Raw genomic sequence first — 19,378 nt, 5'->3', positions numbered from 1 at the left:
AACAACACAATACTTCACTTGTAACCCGAGTGTTAAATTATTTAACTGCGCATTAGGATTACTGTGACATAAAGCAAGTTATAGAGGGTGTTTGTTAATGCTTAGTGCTAATTCTAGAATCGTTCCATTTAACCTGATATGCAACTAGTTGTTATTTGTTGTGTTTTGAAAAGTGAATAAATAGTGATTAATACAGAAAGGGGATCTTGAGGTGCGCATAAGAAACGAAATTGCGCAAAACAGCGGTTAAAGCCGATTAGCATAAACGGCTGACATATGGATGGTGGGATAAGTAGGTTGGAATATATCACCTGCATCAGGTGAGCTAGCAGGTCTATGAGACTATGGCTTTTGAAGGTTTGATAATTGAGGCCTTAATATCTACCTAGTAAAAGTTGTTAATTTGATGCCTGTTTCAAACAACTACGAACCCTCGCGCCTGTAATTCTTTAGCGAACTCAGACTGAGTATTTGGCTCGCCGTGAATCAAATGTACCTCTTTGGGTGGCACGGTTATTTCTTCTATAAATCGATTGAGATCATCTTTATCAGCATGAGCAGAGTAGCCAGACATACTATGGATCTGAGCCTTCACCTCAACGTGTTGGTTATCGATGGAAACCTGTTTTTCTCCTTGTTGTAGCTCTCGCCCGAGCGTCCCGTGCGCTTGATAGCCTGCTAAAATCACATCGGTTCGTTTATCGGGAAGTAAGGCGGATAAGTAGTTCATTATCCTGCCGCCCTGACACATTCCAGAAGCTGCGACCACAATTGCGGGTTCACCTGTCGACTTAAGGCGATTGACGATTTTCTTGTGCATTCTATGCCCATCAACAGTAATGCATTGTTCAAAAGCGAGTGGGTGACGTTTCAGTTCAAGGCGGTGCTTTGCTTCTTGTCCCCAGAGCTCTTTAAAGCGTCGGTATGAACGCGTCACTTTCTGAGCCATAGGTGAGTCGAGAATAATAGGAATATCGCTGCTGAGTTGATGCTCAAAGATCAGATTTTCGATATCAAACAGCAGTTCTTGTGTTCTGCCGATGCTAAAAGCCGGAATTAAAATAACGCCACCATCAAGCAGCGAACGATCAATGATCGCCTTCAAGCGCTCCGATCTCGTTGCAATATCGTCATGTTTACTGGTGCCGTAAGTGGATTCGATAAATAGGTAATCGGCTTGTTGTGGTGGCAGAGGATCGGGCAGCAGTGGTGTGTTAGTTGGGCCTAAGTCGCCAGAGAAGACTACGACCTCTTGGCTTGGTAACTTAATCTCGATATAGGCAGAACCTAAGATGTGCCCCGCAGGTTGAAAGCGAGCATACAGAGTATTTGGCCTATGATGATCCTTTCCGTTGTTTTGCTGTTTAGACGTGATTGGAAACCATTCCCCGTAAGGCTTGGGAGCAATTAACGAATGAATCTTTTTGAGTATCAGCTTCGACTGTTTATTGCTGAGTCCTTGCAGCTTTAAGCCATCCTCAATCATTAAAGGGGCGAGTTCAGCGGTGGCTTGCGTGCAATAAATCGGTTGGTTAAACCCACTGGCGAGTAACCAAGGTAATCGGCCAATATGATCAATGTGAGTATGGGTCAGCAGCAGAGCGTTGAGGTGGGATGTTTCAAATTCAATATCAAGAGGGCGAGTGTCCGCACCTTGAAGCTTTTTACCTTGAAGATCTAAACCTTGAAAAAGGCCACAATCGATGAGCACCGCTTGGCCTGAATCTCTTAGCTCGTGACAAGATCCTGTGACAGTATGTTTGCCACCATGGTGAATCACTTCCATCGTTTGCTCCCATTGATCTATAAAGCCGTTAACGCCTGTTTTTATTTTGCGGATAAGCGCCAGCAAGTAAAACAAGAACAATGAGAGTTGCGATCGTTGAGTGTCTTTTTAAGTAACTGAGCGATGACTCAGTGCTTTCGTTGCGAGTTAGTTCGTAGAAGAACGATCTGAATCCAACTCTGTTTTTTGCTGCGCCTCTAAACGAGCCACTTCGGCATCAAGCTCTGCTATTTTCTCTGCCATGAGTGCGTGACAGCGATTGGCCAGTTCTCTAGCGTCGCTGATCTTGTAGCCAGTCACATCGATAGGTTCCAACATCTCGGTGATCACAATGCCATTATTGGCACGATTAAAGTCGATCTTATTGTGCGTGGTGCTAGTACACATCGGGGTGATAGGCACACCAGCTTCAATTGCCATTCGGAAAGCGCCTGTTTTGAATGGCAGTAGTCCACGCCCTTTACTACGGGTTCCTTCCGGGTAAACCCAAACAGACAGATCTCTCTGATGAATCGCTTCCGCCACTTGCTTGATGGTATCGCGTGCTTTGGATTTGTCTTCGCGGTTAATCATGATGTTACCGGTGATCCAATACAGCAGGCCAAAGAAAGGCACGTACAACAAATCGCGTTTGCCCAATGAAACAGTGCGTGGTCTTAGCATTCCTGGATCGGTCACAAAATCCAATATGCTTTGGTGGTTAGAGATGTAGACGCTGTTTTCTGGTGTCGGGGCATTGTCTAGGCCGCGTTGCACCAGTTTTACACCGATGATCTTTTGGAGTTGGTTGAACCAACGACAGAAAACGTACACATGCTTGGGGTTCTTGGGGCTAAACAAGCAGTAAACAAAAGCACATAGAGTGGTGAAAATAATAAACACCGTAGCCAAAATAATACGAAGAACAGCAAGCACAATTCACTCCTTACTCACCGCAGATGGCAGTGATTAAATAGTTTTAGATGCTTGAAGTTTTCACTCTATTTAACCGAATTGCAACAATTAACTGTTATAGGGTTCTGTTTTTAGATCTTTATATAAAACAAGGACTAACAATGGGTGTTTGACACGATTATCGAGCTTACACGTGTTCACCAGTAGCGAGGCATGTTCACCAATACTGTTTATTTGGATCCAACTCTTCTACCCATTCAGGATCTTGACGCGACTCTAAATAGAGTTGTAGGCCGTTATAGGACATGAAAGCTGCAGGGCCGCCGAGGTGCTCGAAATAGTCAAAATACTCATCTTCGAGAGCACAAAGGTGGGCTAAATCTTTAACCTTGTTAGCCAGCGCCCACTGAATGGCAAATACAGGCGCTATTGAGCCTGAAATATTCACCTCTTCGACGTTTGGGTTAAACATTGAATTAGCTTGTTCAAGCAGTATCTCTTCTTGTTCAGACTCTTGTTGTAGTACCTCTTCGACGATCTCCGAGCGCTTGGTATTAGAGACATTCTTGTTCAGCTTGGTGATTCGCAGTGCGTAGCTAAACCTTTCTGATGAAACGATGTCGACAAGCTGCGACAACAGCTCTTTGTCTACGCCTGCTGCCTTGGTGAAATAGTCGATACATGAATTGATTGAGGCATAACGAGTACCGTCAAACTTAAAGCCACTGGTTTCGTCGTATACCTCAAGTGGGATGTCATCAACCGACAAAGGCCAGCCTTTATAATCGACGCGTTGTTTGGCGATTTGATACATCTTCCAAGCACTGCGCCCAAACCCGCCAAGCGTCGAGCCAGAGAAATCTGAATCAATAAGCTCTTGCTCCGTCCAGTTCTCACCAATCCCTAAGTGCTTTGCGTATTTATCGATGAGTGCGTGTTTTATCTGATCGCGCACAGCCCAAATTGAGGTCAGATTCTTTGAGTAGTTAATTCTCGCACACTCATTACAAGCCGGCAGTGCTATCGGTGAGTGACCAATCTTGGCAACAGCTTGCGCTGTCTTAGGAAATTCAACAACATCATTGGAAGGTTCACCACAAAACCAACAGGTGTGGCGTAGGTTGAACGGGGTATCTATATGTGAGTATGTGTTCATTAGTCTAATTCTGCAGGGGGTGAGGTTGGGGTAGCATCAAAATAATTATCCCTGTTCACGTGTCACCTTGCACCTGGTTTGTTTCATTTTTCTGCGGAGTTTAGTTTGTAGTGGTTATTGATAGGGTGATGAGAGAGACGGTCAATATGCTATTTGGGCTTAGGTTGTTAAGGATGAATATCGAGCTGATACACAACAACACTTCCTCTTTTTCAATATGTTAGAATGGGTGAATTAAATGACACACTGAGAGTGGACTCGTGACTTATTACGATCAGAATGCTGAACTATTTTTTTCAGGAACGGTTGAGGTTGACATGGCCCCTGTTTATCAAAGGTTTATACCGTTACTCAATGACGGCGCAAGCATTCTTGATGCGGGCTGCGGATCTGGTCGTGACACCTTGTATTTTCACAAAGCAGGGTTTGCAGTCACAGCCTTTGATCTCAGCGAGCAACTTGTGGAGCTCGCGAGGCAACATACATCGCTTCCGATTCAGCAATGTGCGTTTACTCGCTTTGAAAGTACTACGCAATATGATGGTATCTGGGCGTGTGCTTCTCTGCTGCATGTTTCGTTATCTGAGCTACCTGAAACTCTGGAGCACTTATCCTCCTACCTTAAACCCAAAGCCGTGTTTTATTGTTCTTTTAAGTATGGAGACAAGGAAGTCGTAAAAGGGGGGCGCCGGTTTACCAATTTGACGGAAAGCAGTTTGCTGACCGTTTTAGAAGGAACTCAGTTGGAGGTTAAGGAAGTTTGGCAGACCGGTGATCAGCGGCCAGATAGGGTCGAAGAACGTTGGCTAAATGCGTTGCTGATTAAGAAAGGGTAATATTTTTATGCCAAAGCAATCATTAACCATAAAACAGGATCTTTTAACTGTAGGGGATGACGATCCGTTGCTTCCCCAGTTGGTTCATGCCATCAACTATGCCACTGAGATTGAAATCGCGGTTTCCTTTATACAACCATCAGGGTTAGATTTACTGCTTCCAAGTATTTATGAAGCTATTGAAAGGCATCGCAGCGCAGGAACCACGCTTAAGCTACGAATTCTAACCTCCGATTACCTTCATATTACTCATCCAATCGCTTTACGGTCGCTCGCATCACTAAATAATGACGGTGTTGAGGTTAAGATTTTTGAGTCCAATAATCGTAGTTTTCACCTCAAATCTTATATTTTTGTGAGAAGTGATGAGGAGCAGAGCTTCTATAATGGCACTGCATTTGTTGGCTCAAATAATATCAGTAGAACTGCATTAACCAATGCCTATGAATGGTGCTTAAGGTTAGATTATCAACCTCCTTTAGATTCAGAACCCGCTCAACAATTTTTCAAAATTAGAGAGCAATTTGACAAGCTGTTTCACCACCCTTCTGCTATTCGAATCTCAGATGAGTGGATTAGTGACTATATTAAACGCCGCCAACCTCCAGAATTAAAAGCCGTGGGAGATCGCTCTTTAACTGATGAAGAAACATATTCGCCTAACTCGGCACAGGTTGAGGCATTACTAGCACTTAGTGCTAGTCGCAACAAAGGGAACGTTCGCGGCCTTGTGGTTATGGGAACCGGAATGGGCAAGACGTGGTTATCAGCATTTGATGCTCAACAGATGAACGCCAAAAGAGTTCTGTTTGTTGCACATCGGGAAGAGATTCTGAGACAAGCTTTTCATACCTATTCTAAGCTTTGGCCAGAAAAGTCTGCGGGCTACTATCATGGTAAAGTCAAAGATCAGGACAAAGAGATGCTTTTCGCGTCAGTACAAAGCCTTGGCCGAGAGCATCACTTAGAGAAGTTTGCATCAAATTACTTTGATTATATTGTTGTAGATGAATTTCATCATGCCAGCGCTAACACTTACTTAAATATACTGAATCACTTCGAACCTAAGTTTTTGCTCGGGTTGACTGCAACGCCAGAGCGGCCTGACCAAGCCAATATATTATCTCTTTGCCATGATAATCTCGTTTTCGAAAGAAACCTCGTTCATGGCATAGATAGCCAAATTTTGGTGCCATTTCACTATTACGGAATTTGGGATAATTCTGTTGATTATCAAGAGATTCCTTGGCGAAACGGTAAGTTTGAGCCTTCTGCACTCGATGCACAATTTGCCACGACTCGTCGTGCGAAGCACGTTTTTGAACACTGGAAGCTGCGACGTCAATCTAGAACTCTCGCTTTTTGTGTATCCATCACTCACGCTAATTATATGGCTGAGCAATTTAATTTAACGTTTGAGAAAGAAGGGTTTAGAGCACTCTCTGTCCACAGTCAATCCTCTGTACGCCGCAATGAAGCGTTGCGGTTACTTGACCAAGGTGAAGTACAAGTTCTGTTTACGGTTGATCTTTTTAATGAGGGTACGGATCTACCGTCAATTGATACCGTGTTAATGATACGGCCAACCGAGTCAAACATTATCTTTATTCAGCAGCTTGGGAGAGGATTGAGGAGGCACGTTAACAAGACTCATTTAGTGGTCATTGATTTCATTGGTAACCATCGTTCATTCTTGAATAAGCAAGAAGTATTAGGCTTGCAGGACTTGACCTCATCGCTAAGCAAGCTCTCAACATCAACGCGATCTCCTGAACTCGGTGAGGGGTGTTATATCACTATAGACCCTGAAGTGACTGAATTCTGGCAAGAGCTATCGAAGCAGTTGCGACACTCCTCGTCCCAAGAGTTTGTTTATTTAATGAATCATTTAGGGCATAGACCTAGAGCAGTTGAGTTTTATCGTGCAGGTTACGATTTTAACAAAGTGAATAAGCAACATGGAAGTTGGTTTGAATTAGTCTCTGAGCAGATTAGTGAACCTGCCATTCAAGCTGTGACTCATGAACATAAAACGTTCCTGCTGAATGCGATACAAAAAATGAGTATGACGAAAAGCTTTAAAGCGATTCTGTTAGAGGCATTTTTGGAACTAGACGGTTTTCAAATTCCACCAACATTACAAGATCTTGCAACGAAAAGTGGTCAAGTCTTGGCGCGTTACCCTTCGATTAGAGACGCTGATTTACCGAGTAAACAACAGATGCTTGATGTTGAGTCGACAACTTGGTTGCAGTATTGGAAAAGTAATCCTATCAATGCATTTATTGGGGGAAACCGAAAAAATGCCACTCCATGGTTTGTCGTTGAAGATGGGCGTTTTAAAAATAACTTTCCAATTGAGCCGAATCACATCAGTGCATTAGGAGATTTAGTTAAAGAGTTAGTGGATTTGCAGTTAGCAAAATATGCAGACAGAAGGAAAAATACAGAGACAGTATTAGAAAGCGATCAATCTTCCGCGCAACTTATTCAACTGCCTTATTATCCTAATCTAAAGATTGCCTGTGGCCACTTTAAAACGGGAACCCATGATGATTTGGAGTTGATGGAAGTTGATCTACATAACGTAGACCCTCAAAAACACTTTTTAGCTCGTGCATCTGGTAACTCAATGAATGGTGGAAAATCGCCTATTTTGGATGGACAGCTATTACTTTTAGAGTTGGTTAGTCCGGTTTCTGCCGGCTCTATAACAGGCAATACAATGGCTATAGAGATCCAAGATCAGAGCGGTGACAATCAATATCTACTGCGGGTGATTCAAAAAGATTCTCAAGGAAATTATTATCTGAAGGCAAATAACCCAGATTACGAAGTTATTGAAGCAAATGAGAGCATGAAAACTTTTGCGAGATTAAAACGCGTTATTGATGTTGGGTAATGGGTAATGGGTAATGGGTAATCGGTAACTGTGCTTTAGTCGTTGCCATCTATTGTGACGTTTGTATTTGTTCGGCCATTACACAATATAAAATTCAGGGTAGTGAAGAATGATAAGCGGAACTCTTTCTTAAACAGCGTAACGAGGTTCCAGTTTTTGTTTTCTAAGCTAAAGGCTTTTGCAATTGCGGGAATGAGTTGAGTGGAAATATTCGAAGGTGGACTGAAGGCATCTCTACAAACAATGAAATACATCGGAATTGATGGCTGCAAGGCGGGTTGGATCGCTTGGATTGTCTCTGATAATCAGGAGCCAGTGTTCAACGTGGTAAATACGCTCGATGAGTTGGTTGATGATCTTACGGGATCAAAAACATTAATCGACATGCCTATTGGCTTTAGCGATTCACAGACTCCAGATCGCTTATGCGATAAAGCGGCAAGGCGTTTTCTCACCAGCAAGCGTGGCTCTTCCGTTTTTCCTGTTCCGTGCCGAGAGGTGGTTTACCAAACCGATTACATTGCGGCGTGCAGTGCTAATGTTGAGCAGCTTGATAAGAAGTTTTCTAAACAGACTTGGGGAATAGTGCCCAAGATCCGTGAGCTTGATGAGCTCATTGAATCTCACCCCAGTCTTTCTATCAGGGAATCACATCCTGAGGTGGTGTTTGCAGCTTTGAAAGGTGAACCGCTAGCGTTTTCAAAACGAACTCAAGAAGGCAAAGAGGAACGGCTTTCTATTATTCAGCAACTCGCCCCTCAATGGTGTGAAGGCTTGGCGTTGGCCATTTCAAATACTAAACGCAAAGACGTCGCGATAGACGATATTTACGATGCGTTCGTACTTATGTTGGTTGCCTATTACGCTTCGCAATTATCGACCTTACCAGAGCCTTCTGATGTTGGTGGAGAAGCGGATGTCGACCAGAACGGACGAGTTCGAGAGATTGTCTATTGGGACAAAACGCGCTAACAAAGCGTACGCTCAACTTGGCTTAATATGTTATTTTCCAACTCTGCTACTTTTCACTCTTACTATTTTTGAGTCTTTGATATGAAACGTTTTATTCTCGGCTGGCTGGTCACTGTGCTCAGTGCTGCGAGTTATGCCCAAGTTGCCCCTATATCTCAATGGCAATGCGACATGATGAAAAAGAACAATGTCTTGAGTAGTGGTGCGCCCGTTGGTTGTGAGCGATTATCCAAAGTGGACTTCGATTTCATTAATTTCAAAGGGGAAACGCGACAGGGCAATATGATCGTGCTTGATGTGGTTGCGCCTGCTGTTGAACAAATCTTTTCAGAGCTTAAACAGCGCAATTTTCCTCTTCATTCTGCTCGCCTTATGCGTGAATTCAGAGGGGACGACAACGCCTCAATGGATGCGAACAACAGCAGCGCGTTTAACGCTCGGCCTATTACCGGAGGAGGAGGTTGGTCGAAGCATGCCTATGGTGTGGCGATAGACATCAACCCAGTTCAAAACCCTTTCTTAGAGTTCGATAGCAACGGAAGAATCACGGTAAAGCCTTCACAATCTGCGACAAGCTATGTGAACCGTACTCGCTTTCGTGCGCGTGATGAAATAGAACGCCGCGGCATGGCTGAAGATGTGGTGGAGCTGTTTGCCCATCACGGATTTATGATCTGGGGAGGGGATTGGAATAGCCCAATCGATACTCAGCATTTTGAGGTTGGATCAAGAAAGTTCGTTAACCAACTGCTCTCTAAACCACAACCTGAAGCCGAGGTGTTATTTGAGCGCTACGTCAAATCTTATCGACAGTGCTATCTCAAAAATAAAGGTGAGGACGCAGAAAAAGCTCGAGCTATCTGTGCAAAGAAAACAGTCGGGACTTTTTAGTGCTATGTTTATCTAGAACCGTTTGTGTTTTAGCAAGTTAAACTCGCTTCAGGTGTGTTTTGAATCGCTAAGGTCAGCGCTTGTCGTTGGCCTTTTTTGTATTCATTTCTCCAATAGAACACCACGTATTGAAAAGGTTATTGGGTATCCATTAGTCAATAATCGATAAGCGAATGCAGCGCAAAGTCATCGGTTTGTCATTGAAAAACTCATAGCGTTAACGTTTTGTGAGAACCATTACTGGTGGGGGAACTCTTCGCTGAAACGCCAGTATTATTAGTGAACTGATCACAACGGACCAACTAATGAAAAAGATACCTTTGGCTCTAACTCTTTTAAGCACTCTACTTTTTTCACAATACACTTTGGCTACTGATACTTCACATACCACTCAAAATCCTACTTACGAACTCGATGGTAAGTCGGTATTAGGCCGTACTGAGAACGTGTACCTATCTAGCGTTCAAGGGCTAAAAGACGTTCCTTTCATTGGTAAAATTGATACCGGTGCAGAAACCACTTCTATGCATGCTGAAGACATTCATGTGAAGAGCTCTAATCCCGATTACCAAAACCTCAAAGACCAAGAGTTGATGGCGGCGTTAACCGAAGACCTGTTGAACAATTCTGATGTTGATTACGATGATTGGGATGGCAGCACCTTTGCGAAATATGAAGCTGTGGTCTCTTTTAAGGTCCAAAACCCACGCACGGGAGACATGGTATTAATCGAAGCGCCTTTAGAGCGTGTCAGCATGATACGCAGCCGCACTAGCAGTACGCCTTTACTTCGTCCTACCGTAAAAATGTCGCTCACCATTGCAGACCAAGAGCTAAAAACAGACGTTAACCTGACCGACAGAAGTCATTTCTCTGCGCCAGTATTGATCGGCAAAACCTTCCTTGCAGATAACGCATTGGTGTTTGCAGGTTATGACTACTTGCAAGAGCAACAGAACGCGACCGTTGTTGGCCGAAAAGAGGTGGTGTCTATCTCTGGAATGGCGATGAACGCGACCTTCTCATTAAAAAATCGCTACAGCATCCTTCATGCAAAAGACATCGATATAGATAAGAAGAACAGTGAAGTGACGTTTGATATGTTCGACAACGACGGCAAGCAAAAAGAGATGACATTGCCGTTGGTTCGTATGTTAAGCGTGAGCGGTAAGAAGAGACCTTTGGTGTATGTGCCTGTTCAACTCGATGAAAACACGACTAAAGACGTTCTGGTGTACCTACGTGAGCGCTCGAGTAGTGAGTCGCAGTTGAGATTTGGAACCAACACCGCCAGCGAACTCTTCATGATTGACACCAGTGCTGAGAATATTTTATTAGAAGGTTCAGAGAACTTTAGTGATGTGGCTGAGTCTGGTGAGCCTATGATTATCTCGCCGGAAGAGGACATCACCCTAGATGACTTCCCGCTTAAGGCTGTGGCTTCTTTCACTGTCAATACACCTTTGCTGAAGGTCGACAGTTTTGAAATGACAGGTAAAGGCAAAGATGCTTCCGTTGAATTTTATCTTACGGATGTAAATGGTGAGAAGCAGAAGGTGACCAAGCCAATTATTAAGAAGCTTAAAGTCGGGGATGATACTCGCCCTGTTGTAAGTGGTGAGTTTGCGGTGTCTGGAAAAGTGCGTACGCAAGAGTTCGCCATCGACGTGCTCAATACAAATGAGAAAGAAGCGTACTTTATTTTAGGCAAGAAGATGGCAAAAGAGGGCGTTTACGTTAATACGCGTTCTGATTACCTTCTGAAAGCCGAACCACTGTTTAAAGTTGGGCATATTGAAGTAGTAGAAGTGAACGGCATGAAGTTCCCGGCCAAGCTCGACACTGGTGCGGATGTAAGCTCAATGAACGCAGTCAACATCAAACGATTTAAGAAAGATGGCCAAGACATGGTGAGCTTTACCTATCAAAACAACCAAGGCGATAAGCAAGATTTCACCAAGCCAGTGATTGATGTAATGCGTATCAAAGCCAAGAAAGGCGAGAAGGTGAACATTCGCCCTGTGGTAGAAATGAAGGTTAAGCTCGGAGACCTAGAGAAAGAGGTGAGGGTAAACCTTCAAGACCGTTCTCGCTTCGAATACAGCATGATCCTAGGTAAGAACTTCTTGAAGCACGGCGCAGTAGTGAGCAGCGATGAAGATTACTTGTTAGGTGATATGGAGTAACCCCTAAACTTATCTAAGTTCGTAGCAGAACAGATCTAAACAGCCACACATTTCATTAATGGGATGTGTGGCTTTTTGTTGATTGTTAATTGTTGCCGTGACAATATTTCAAGTAATCGTTTGTTTTTACTCAAGAGACAGATCGACTAGACTACAATGAAGTGGAATTCACTTTAATTTTTAAAACATCGTATTCGGCAGGCGAGTAAATCGTGCTGTCGGATCGAGAGAGAGAGCATGTCAAAAGCAGAAAAATCTTCGCGTAAGCTTAGTTTAATTATTATTTCGGTTATTTTAGTAGTGTGGCTTTACAGTTTGTGGGCCGACCGCGTCACACCAATGACGGGGATCGCCCGTGTTCACTCTTATATTGTGCGTATTGCTCCTGAAGTTTCTGGCAATATCACGTCTGTGCAAACTGAAAATAATCAGGTCGTTGAAACGAACCAAGTGTTGTTTGAAATTGATGCTCGAAACTATCAGATCAGTTTGCGTTCCGCTGAAGCGAATCTTGCTCAAGTAGGCCAAAATATTGGCGCAAGCACAGCGGCGGTTAACGTTGCACAAGCGAAAGTGACCGAGGCGGTTGCGGCTCGGGATAATTCTCGAGAGCAAGCGAGTCGAGTGAGTGAACTCGCCAGTAAAGGGCTGGTTAGCCGCTCTGAATTAGACAACGCCATAGAGAATCGTGATCGTGCTGAAGCGTCATTGAAAGCCGCAGAAGCCTCTTTGGTTCAGGCAAAACAAGCGTTAGGGCCAGAAGGGAGTGATAATCCACAAGTGTTGGCGGCGATTGCAGCCCTTGAGCAGGCTCAGCTCAACTTACAGAAAACCCAAGTGATGGCTCCTTCTCATGGCGTGGTGAGTAACCTACAACTGACGGTAGGCCAGCGAGCAACCGCAGGCTCACCTGTTTTGACCTTTGTTGATCCGCGAGAGGTGTGGATATCTGCGTTATACAGAGAAAACTCGCTAGAGCATATACAAGTCGGGCAAAGAGTTGAGATCGTATTGGATGCGTTACCGGGGCGAGTGCTATACGGCACGGTTGATAGCATTGGTTGGGGAACGGGTGGCAGCAATAGCACTGACCAAGAGACTGGCTTTTTAAATTCAGACACCAATTCTATTGCCGCGCAGCGCTACCCAGTCAATATTGTGTTTGATCATGGTGAGGTTCCAAGCAACATTCGTTTTGGTTCACAAGCCACAGTGGCTGTCATGACAGAGCAAAGTACCCCAGGTGAGTGGCTTGCTCAGCTTTGGATGAGAATTCTAAGCGTGTGGACTTATGTTTCATAGCTCAGCTAACTCCATTATTCGATTGGTGTTACTGCCGCTTTCGCTATTGTTCTACCATCAACAAAGTGGGCAGATGCTCGCTGTTTTGTCGCCCATATTTGTTGTGATGTTCATGACATTGATGCCATCCAAACCACCGATTAATTTAATATTAAAGGTGATTGTTGCATTAATCTTAATCAGCTTTGGTGTGGTGTTTTTTGGTAGTGTATTGGTCGACTCGCCAACCGGTTTTGTCCTCTATTGCTGGCTATTGCTGTTCTGGAGTTATCAGCGTAGCCATCAGAATACAAAAGATATCATCGCGACACTGACCATTATCGTGGTCATCGTAATGGTGGTGGTCAACAAGCAGATGCATCTCCCAATGGCGGGATTGCCCCTATTGTTCTTTGAAAAGCTGGTGATAGCTTTGATCGTCACTTACTTGGGGTTCTGGTTGTTCCCGGGGGATGAAGTGAATGTCCTTCCGACTGCGGCCGTTTCCGATGCGCCCACTACTGGTGACTATATCATGGTTGCATTTAAAGCGACCGCGGTTGTGGTTGTGCTGGCGATTTTGGTAGGAAATTCGGTGTCACAAACGATGTTGATTGCGATTACGCTTGGCAGTATGTTGAAAAGCCCATCGAATCACGACCACCGTACATTCAGCCGAAACAAGCTTGTCACCACTGGCGTTGGCATTCTGTTTACGTTACCTGTGATGATCATGATGGTGTCAGGCGCTCCAATCTTGGTTATTTATGGCGTGAGTTTGGTGTGTGGTTTGCAACTTGCGTGTTTTGCTATCAGGCGGCAGGCGAATCTGACGATTTATCAGCTCTTGTTTACTAATTTTACGACCTTGGCTTATCAGATCATCAGCCACCCAGGATCTGCGTCCCTCTCGGCACAAATGACACGTCTATTTGCCATTGTTTGTGCAGTCATGGTTGGCGCATTGGTACTGGGCTTTCTCAGCAGTAATACTAATCATAGTCATACCGATCACAGTAAGTGATTAATATTTATAAGTAATAATAAGGGGATAGCTCTGCCGAGTTATCCCCTTTTCACAATATGGGTTAACGACTCAAATGCCATCAGTAAAGAGCCATTTGATGAAGTGACGTGTTACTTCAATAGTCTGACTAACAAAGCGCCCGGTTCACGCATCGGATCTTGATTGACACTGAGTACATAGCCATCAGCAGGGGCGTAATAACGTTGTTTCTCAGAACCAAAACTATCATATTGAATTGAAATCAATTGTTTTGATTGTACTGATTCACTGACCTTAACTTGAGGGAGAGCGAAACCACCGACATTGGCTCTAATGGTCACCGTTTCTTTGCCTTCAAAGCAGGCATAGTGAGGCTGATCTATCTTTGTAGAGATGATATTTTCCGAGTGCAGGATATTCATCACGCCATTCACTGAACGCTCAATGAGGTCGGGTTGTAAAACCTTTCCAGAACCAACCTCGACGGTGATAGCGGGCGTACCACTTTTATTGAGCTGCGTTTCTAAAACGCCATCATCACCTGGATCATCAAAAATACAGTCAGGATTGATCAATCGAGCCATTTTGATTGCTGCGGGGATTCGATAATCGGCAAAGACATACAAAGGATACTCTGCTCCGCGAGTTTGGGTATGCAGATCGATAGCAAGATCCGCATTATGGCTGAGTAGGTTCTGCCAAATTGAATGTGTAAAACGTTGTGAGGCATCACCGTTCGGGTTTCCAGGGAATATACGGTTAAGGTTTGCTGGGGATGCATCCGGATCCGATGAAATAAAATCTCGGCTGTGCATCAACATACCTGACACATTAATCATCGGAATAATGATGACTGTGCCGTGTATCTCCTCGTTTACGAGCTTTTGAATGACCTTCTGTGCGGTAATAACTCCATTTAATTCATCACCATGAACGCCTGCCGTTACCATTATTTTGCGAGCATTTTGACTTTGCTCACCGCGATAGACGACCACAGGTAAATGATGATTTTGACCAACACCGTTAGTTTGTGCCTCAAACCAGAAACGATGGCATCCCATCGGTAAGTCATCAACATTGAGTTGAGATATTACAGGGTGTCCATTTAGAACATCATTGGTATAAGTAGTTTTTCTCACACTAGTTTCCTTTGTCTCTGGTTCACAATCTATTCTGAGTCTGTGTTGGATGATTGTTATTGAAAGCTGTGATTAAAAATGGGCAGTAAACTGCCCATTGAGATACACGTAAATATTGAAAGGCGCTGTTATGCAAAACCCAGCAGGTGAGCCGCAACAATAATAACGCTCGACAAGCAGAATAGCAGCACGATAAAGCGCCAGCAGAATTTTGCCCAATCACCCCAGTCAATGCGGCATACACCTAGTGTTGCCATCAAAGAAGCTGATGTTGGGACGATGATATTGGTAAAGCCATCACCTAGCTGGAATGCTAAAACCGCGACTTGACGAGTCACACCTGCTAAATCGGCGAGTGGCGCCATTAATGGCATCGTTAGAGCTGCCTGCCCTGATCCTGACGTTACAAAGAAGTTGAAAATAGCTTGGAAGGCGAACATCAGCCAAGCAGCCATCGCTTCTGGCAATGCACTAATCACACCGCCCGCACTGCTTAAGATTGAATTCAGTACGCTTGGCTCGGTTGCATCGCTGCCGCCGCCTAAAATCAGCAAGATACCTTTAGCACTACCCACAAGAATAGCGGGCGCTAGCATCACACTTGCGCCTTCCTTAAATGAATCGGCCATGTCGTTGATGGTCATATCATTTAATCGGAAAATAACACCGATTAAGCCAGCAACAAATCCCATAGTGAAAAACTGAGAGGCAATTTCAGGAATGTACCATGCGTGAACCACTACACCCCAAATAACCCAGGTTATGCTCGCTATCACGGTGAGAATCACCAACGTATCGCCGATATTCCAACGTGATTGAGTCAAGTCTCCTTGTTGCTTCTTGAAGTAAACATCACCAGCTTTACTGTAAGATTTCGAAGGGTCTTTCTTTACCGAATTCGCATACCACATCGTAAAAGCGATGCCGAGCGCGGTGAAGAAAACCCATAGAGCGATACGCACCGATGCCCCAGATAAGACAGGTACACCAGCAATGCCTTGGGCAACAGCAACAGAAAATGGGTTCATCCAAGAAGCAGCAAAACCAATCTGAGTCGCTACGTACGTCACCATTACCGTAGTAATACCATCATAGCCAATACGTACCATTAGCGGCACGATAATAATGGCAAAGGCGACGGCTTCTTCACCCATACCAAATACAGCCCCACCGAGCGAGAACAGTGCAAATAATACTGGAATGAAAAGAGATTGACTGCCCTTGGTTTTGTCTATGAGACGCAAGATACCGTTATCAATAGTACCTGTGCGCATCACAATGCCGAAAGCACCGCCAATCACAAGCATAAACATGATAACGCCGATTGCTGAACCCCACTTAGATCCAGACACTAAACCTTCAAATACGAAGTTCATTAAGCCGATATCACCACCGCTGGCGAATAGTCCGACAGTATTGTAAATCGGGTTGCCTTGGGGGTCGGTGTGATAGGCAAATGAAGCTGGATCTAGAACGGTACGAGTTTTCTCTGCACCATCAGAAACATAGCTGATGTCTTGTGTTTCAAACATGCCTGCAGGTATGACATATGTCATTGCTGTCGCAAGCAACGCGATAAAGAAAATTAGCACCAGAGTATCTGGCATTTTCCATGTCTTATTTTGGATGGTATTCGATGTTGTGGTTGTCGTGCTCATTGTCAGTTTTTAGCTATAATTAAGATTGGCATAAAATATCACTAATTAAGCATATAATGTCAATTTTAAGTTGGTTTTTGGCTTGTTTGGTGGTGTTATGTTCTTGTTTTTGCGTGGCATGATGGTTTTTATTTTTAACTTGTTATTGCCTGGTTTTATTTAGAGGTAAAAAGTCCTAGCTCAGGTGCTTTTTAAGCAGTGCGGTAAGTTTCATAGAGCGACTCTGGATATATAAAAAACTATACCTTATGAGACTGTATCTAAGGTTGTCTCAAAAGTTTTCGCTTCTTCCTTTTTTCTTTCTTGGAGTTTGTGAGCTTTGGGATCTATACGTTGTGCTACAAGCTCTCTGAGTTCCTGTACTAGAATCCTTTCGGTTGCGAGCGTCGTAGTTGGATAGGTTCCTAAGGAAATACTAGCGCGCTTTCTTGAAGCTGGATTGGTATAAACGTACCGCCATGATTTAGTTCCATTTGGCAATACTCTGATCTGTAACCCATTCCCATCAGAAAGAACTTGCTCTTTGTCTGTTGCTCGAGTGTTTTTAACTTTAGCGTCAGTTAGAGGCGGAACTCGTCTTGGCATTTAGTTTCCCTTAGTACCCAATTTAAGTGGTGATTTGAGTATAAGGTAAATAGTTGGGTACTAAAAACGTGGGATAGTATGAAGCATCATGAGGCAGAATAGGTGGTGTTTTATAAGTAAGTACATGTAATTAAATACAAAAAAGGCCACCCGAAGGTGGCCTTTTCCAAACGTTTGGTGGAGCTGGCGGGAGTTGAACCCGCGTCCAAAAATCATTCATCATTGGTACTACATGCTTAGTCGATCTTTAATTTCACCAGCAACCTGCGAACCGACACGCTAGTTAAAGGCTAACCTGAATTATAATTCGCGCTTTTCCTCTCAGGTGGGAGAAGCCACGCTAGCTAGTTTGGGTTTGATCTCTTATTGGTCCCCGTCTTACGAGCGGAAGCTAGGGTAAGAGAGCTCTGAGCAGGTTATTAAGCTGCTAGTGCGTAGTTTTCGTCGTTTGCGACTATTTTTTTGCGGCTTTTAACGTGGCCAACCGCCCCACGGCATGCACCTCAGACTTCAAAATTCCTGTCGAATCCTAAATCAGCCCCAAGTGTTATTTGCATAGTACCAGAAAAGCTTACCCTGTCTAGCACTGTGCGTTTAAGTGCTTAAAATTAACGCAAATTACTCTTCATAATTCGTGCTTTATCTCTCGCCCAATCTTTTTCTTTCATATCAGTACGTTTATCGTGCAGCTTTTTACCTTTCGCTACGCCAACTTTAATCTTCGCCCAAGAGCGAGACCAGTAAAGTGCGGTTGCGACAAGCGTCATGCCTTCACGGTTAATACGACCGATAAGGTTGTCGAGTTCTTTTCTCGACATTAATAGTTTACGGATACGTGTTGGGTTCGCCACGATATGAGTACTCGCTTGAGTGAGCGGAGTGATCGTCATACCACTGATGAATGCTTCGCCATCTCGGATGTATACGTAGCTTTCTGCGATATTGGTTTTGCCTTCACGTAGGGATTTTACTTCCCAGCCTTGTAGCTCAAGCCCCGCTTCTATCTCATCATCGATGAAATATTCGTGGCGAGCTTTCTTATTAAGCGCAATGGTATTACTACCGGCTTTTGATTTTGATTTATTCTTTGCCATAATGGCCTCATTATACGGAATGCGCCCTAGATGGGGAATCCTTTTTATTTGCGCTCTGGCCCAATACAATTAAAATTGCAGTTTGTGTTAATGTAACGCTGTCTTTAACAGGAGTCTATATGCCAAAGGTTACTCGTTCAGCATTAGTGTCTTTTAGTGCCGACCAGATGTTCAGCTTGGTCAATGATGTTGCTCGTTATCCTGAGTTTTTGCCAGGATGTTCTGGTTCTCGTGTGATCGAATCTTCAGATTCAACTATGGTGGCTTCGGTTGATGTCTCTAAAGCTGGTATCAGCAAAACATTTACCACATCGAACCGCTTAGCGGATGGCGCTGAGATCTTGATGGAGCTGGTGGATGGCCCGTTCAAAAAATTGCAGGGGGGCTGGTATTTCACTCCTCTAGACGACCAAGCATGTAAGGTTGAACTTAAACTAGAGTTTGAATTTTCTAGTCGAATGATTGAAATGGCATTTGGCAAGATTTTCAATGAACTGACAAGCAATATGGTCAGTGCTTTTACTCAACGAGCGAAACAGGTTTACTAAGCCATGACTATTGAATCAGATATGATCCACGTAGAAGTTGTGTTTGCGCTTCCGCACGAACAGCGTGTGTTTACCTTGGTGGTGAACAAAAACGCGACCGTTGAAGAGATTATTGCGCAGTCTGGTGTTTTAGAGTTGTATCCAGAAATCGACTTGGCGAAAAATAAAGTTGGCGTATACAGCCGCAACGTTAAGTTAGATGCAACCGTTCGAGATAAAGATCGTATCGAAATTTATCGAGCACTGTTAGCCGATCCAAAAGAAATTCGCCGTAAGCGTGCTGAACAAGCAAAAGCGGCCGCAGCTAAATCGTAATGCTAAACAAGTTTGACTAAGAAGAGAGCTCGCTATATTGGCGAGCTTTTTTGTGCCTGTTGGTTAGACAACGCAGCTAATTTGTTAGCAGATATTAAAAAGCCTGCTCATGAACTGACCCCCAATAGT

Annotated in this window: 16 protein-coding genes and 1 other RNA gene; 9 read left to right on the top strand and 8 right to left on the bottom strand. The window is 44.0% G+C overall.

The genetic code is table 11. From position 1 onward, the window contains the following. Positions 1-415: 415 nt before the first annotated feature. The 3 genes from AB4263_RS00095 to AB4263_RS00085 form a co-directional block, all read right to left on the bottom strand. Positions 416-1,786, bottom strand: coding sequence for an MBL fold metallo-hydrolase (locus tag AB4263_RS00095; protein WP_372097114.1), 1,371 nt, complete (start codon positions 1,784-1,786; stop codon positions 416-418). A 147-nt stretch (positions 1,787-1,933) separates the two neighbouring features. Then, positions 1,934-2,701 (bottom strand): 1-acylglycerol-3-phosphate O-acyltransferase, encoded by a 768-nt coding sequence (locus AB4263_RS00090; RefSeq protein ID WP_372097112.1) that lies wholly within the window; start codon positions 2,699-2,701, stop codon positions 1,934-1,936. Between the two features lie 196 nt (positions 2,702-2,897). Next, positions 2,898-3,836 carry a hypothetical protein gene (locus AB4263_RS00085; RefSeq protein WP_372097110.1) on the bottom strand — a complete coding sequence of 313 codons (939 nt, stop codon included), beginning with the start codon at positions 3,834-3,836 and terminating at the stop codon, positions 2,898-2,900. A gap of 260 nt (positions 3,837-4,096) precedes the next feature. Between AB4263_RS00085 and AB4263_RS00080 the strand changes: the two genes are divergently transcribed. The 7 genes from AB4263_RS00080 to AB4263_RS00050 all read left to right on the top strand — a co-directional run bounded on the left by AB4263_RS00080 (position 4,097) and on the right by AB4263_RS00050 (position 13,928). Next, entirely contained in the window at positions 4,097-4,672 is a 576-nt protein-coding gene (locus tag AB4263_RS00080; RefSeq protein WP_241910585.1) for a bifunctional 2-polyprenyl-6-hydroxyphenol methylase/3-demethylubiquinol 3-O-methyltransferase UbiG, read from the top strand. A gap of 7 nt (positions 4,673-4,679) precedes the next feature. Then, on the top strand, positions 4,680-7,574 hold the full coding sequence (locus AB4263_RS00075; protein WP_372097108.1) for a DEAD/DEAH box helicase family protein: 2,895 nt from the start codon (positions 4,680-4,682) through the stop codon (positions 7,572-7,574). A 243-nt stretch (positions 7,575-7,817) separates the two neighbouring features. After that, the gene (locus tag AB4263_RS00070; RefSeq protein ID WP_372097142.1) at positions 7,818-8,546 is read left to right on the top strand and encodes a DUF429 domain-containing protein; all 729 of its coding nucleotides are present in this window, start codon (positions 7,818-7,820) and stop codon (positions 8,544-8,546) included. 81 nt (positions 8,547-8,627) lie between these two features. Next, positions 8,628-9,437: a M15 family metallopeptidase gene (locus tag AB4263_RS00065; protein WP_372097106.1), complete on the top strand. Its 810-nt coding sequence runs from the start codon at positions 8,628-8,630 to the stop codon at positions 9,435-9,437. 305 nt (positions 9,438-9,742) lie between these two features. Next, complete coding sequence (locus AB4263_RS00060; protein ID WP_372097104.1) at positions 9,743-11,623, top strand: ATP-dependent zinc protease; 1,881 nt, start codon at positions 9,743-9,745, stop codon at positions 11,621-11,623. Between the two features lie 237 nt (positions 11,624-11,860). Then, the gene (locus AB4263_RS00055) at positions 11,861-12,925 is read left to right on the top strand and encodes an HlyD family secretion protein (protein ID WP_017059741.1); all 1,065 of its coding nucleotides are present in this window, start codon (positions 11,861-11,863) and stop codon (positions 12,923-12,925) included. Continuing rightward, complete coding sequence (locus AB4263_RS00050) at positions 12,915-13,928, top strand: multidrug DMT transporter permease (RefSeq protein WP_372097102.1); 1,014 nt, start codon at positions 12,915-12,917, stop codon at positions 13,926-13,928. The genes AB4263_RS00055 and AB4263_RS00050 overlap by 11 nt, the downstream gene beginning before the upstream one ends. 113 nt (positions 13,929-14,041) lie before the next feature. Here AB4263_RS00050 and AB4263_RS00045 read toward each other — a convergent pair whose 3' ends face one another. The 5 genes from AB4263_RS00045 to smpB form a co-directional block, all read right to left on the bottom strand. Next, positions 14,042-15,049, bottom strand: coding sequence for a succinylglutamate desuccinylase/aspartoacylase family protein (locus tag AB4263_RS00045; protein WP_017059743.1), 1,008 nt, complete (start codon positions 15,047-15,049; stop codon positions 14,042-14,044). A gap of 128 nt (positions 15,050-15,177) precedes the next feature. Further along, a complete protein-coding gene (gene yfcC / locus AB4263_RS00040; RefSeq protein ID WP_372097140.1) occupies positions 15,178-16,656 on the bottom strand; it encodes a putative basic amino acid antiporter YfcC in 1,479 nt (492 codons plus the stop codon). Between the two features lie 297 nt (positions 16,657-16,953). Beyond that, positions 16,954-17,292: an Arm DNA-binding domain-containing protein gene (locus AB4263_RS00035; protein ID WP_137001232.1), complete on the bottom strand. Its 339-nt coding sequence runs from the start codon at positions 17,290-17,292 to the stop codon at positions 16,954-16,956. A 175-nt stretch (positions 17,293-17,467) separates the two neighbouring features. Continuing rightward, positions 17,468-17,834, bottom strand: a transfer-messenger RNA (tmRNA) gene (ssrA, locus tag AB4263_RS00030). Positions 17,835-17,900: 66 nt separating this feature from the next. Then, positions 17,901-18,386, bottom strand: a complete 486-nt coding sequence (gene smpB, locus AB4263_RS00025; RefSeq protein ID WP_004735156.1) for an SsrA-binding protein SmpB — start codon at positions 18,384-18,386, stop codon at positions 17,901-17,903. 119 nt (positions 18,387-18,505) lie between these two features. Here smpB and AB4263_RS00020 point away from each other — a divergent pair, with 119 nt between their 5' ends. Both AB4263_RS00020 and AB4263_RS00015 read left to right on the top strand, forming a co-directional pair. Next, entirely contained in the window at positions 18,506-18,934 is a 429-nt protein-coding gene (locus tag AB4263_RS00020; RefSeq protein ID WP_372097100.1) for an SRPBCC family protein, read from the top strand. Between the two features lie 3 nt (positions 18,935-18,937). Then, complete coding sequence (locus AB4263_RS00015) at positions 18,938-19,249, top strand: RnfH family protein (protein WP_010438916.1); 312 nt, start codon at positions 18,938-18,940, stop codon at positions 19,247-19,249. Positions 19,250-19,378: the final 129 nt, after the last annotated feature.

Origin of the sequence: Vibrio sp. 10N.261.55.C5, from assembly GCF_041470505.1 — a bacterium.
In the GTDB taxonomy this organism is placed as follows: Bacteria; Pseudomonadota; Gammaproteobacteria; order Enterobacterales; family Vibrionaceae; genus Vibrio; species Vibrio crassostreae_C.
The sequence above is the reverse complement of the archived record's forward strand: the minus strand, read 5'-3'. Positions and strand labels throughout refer to the sequence as shown.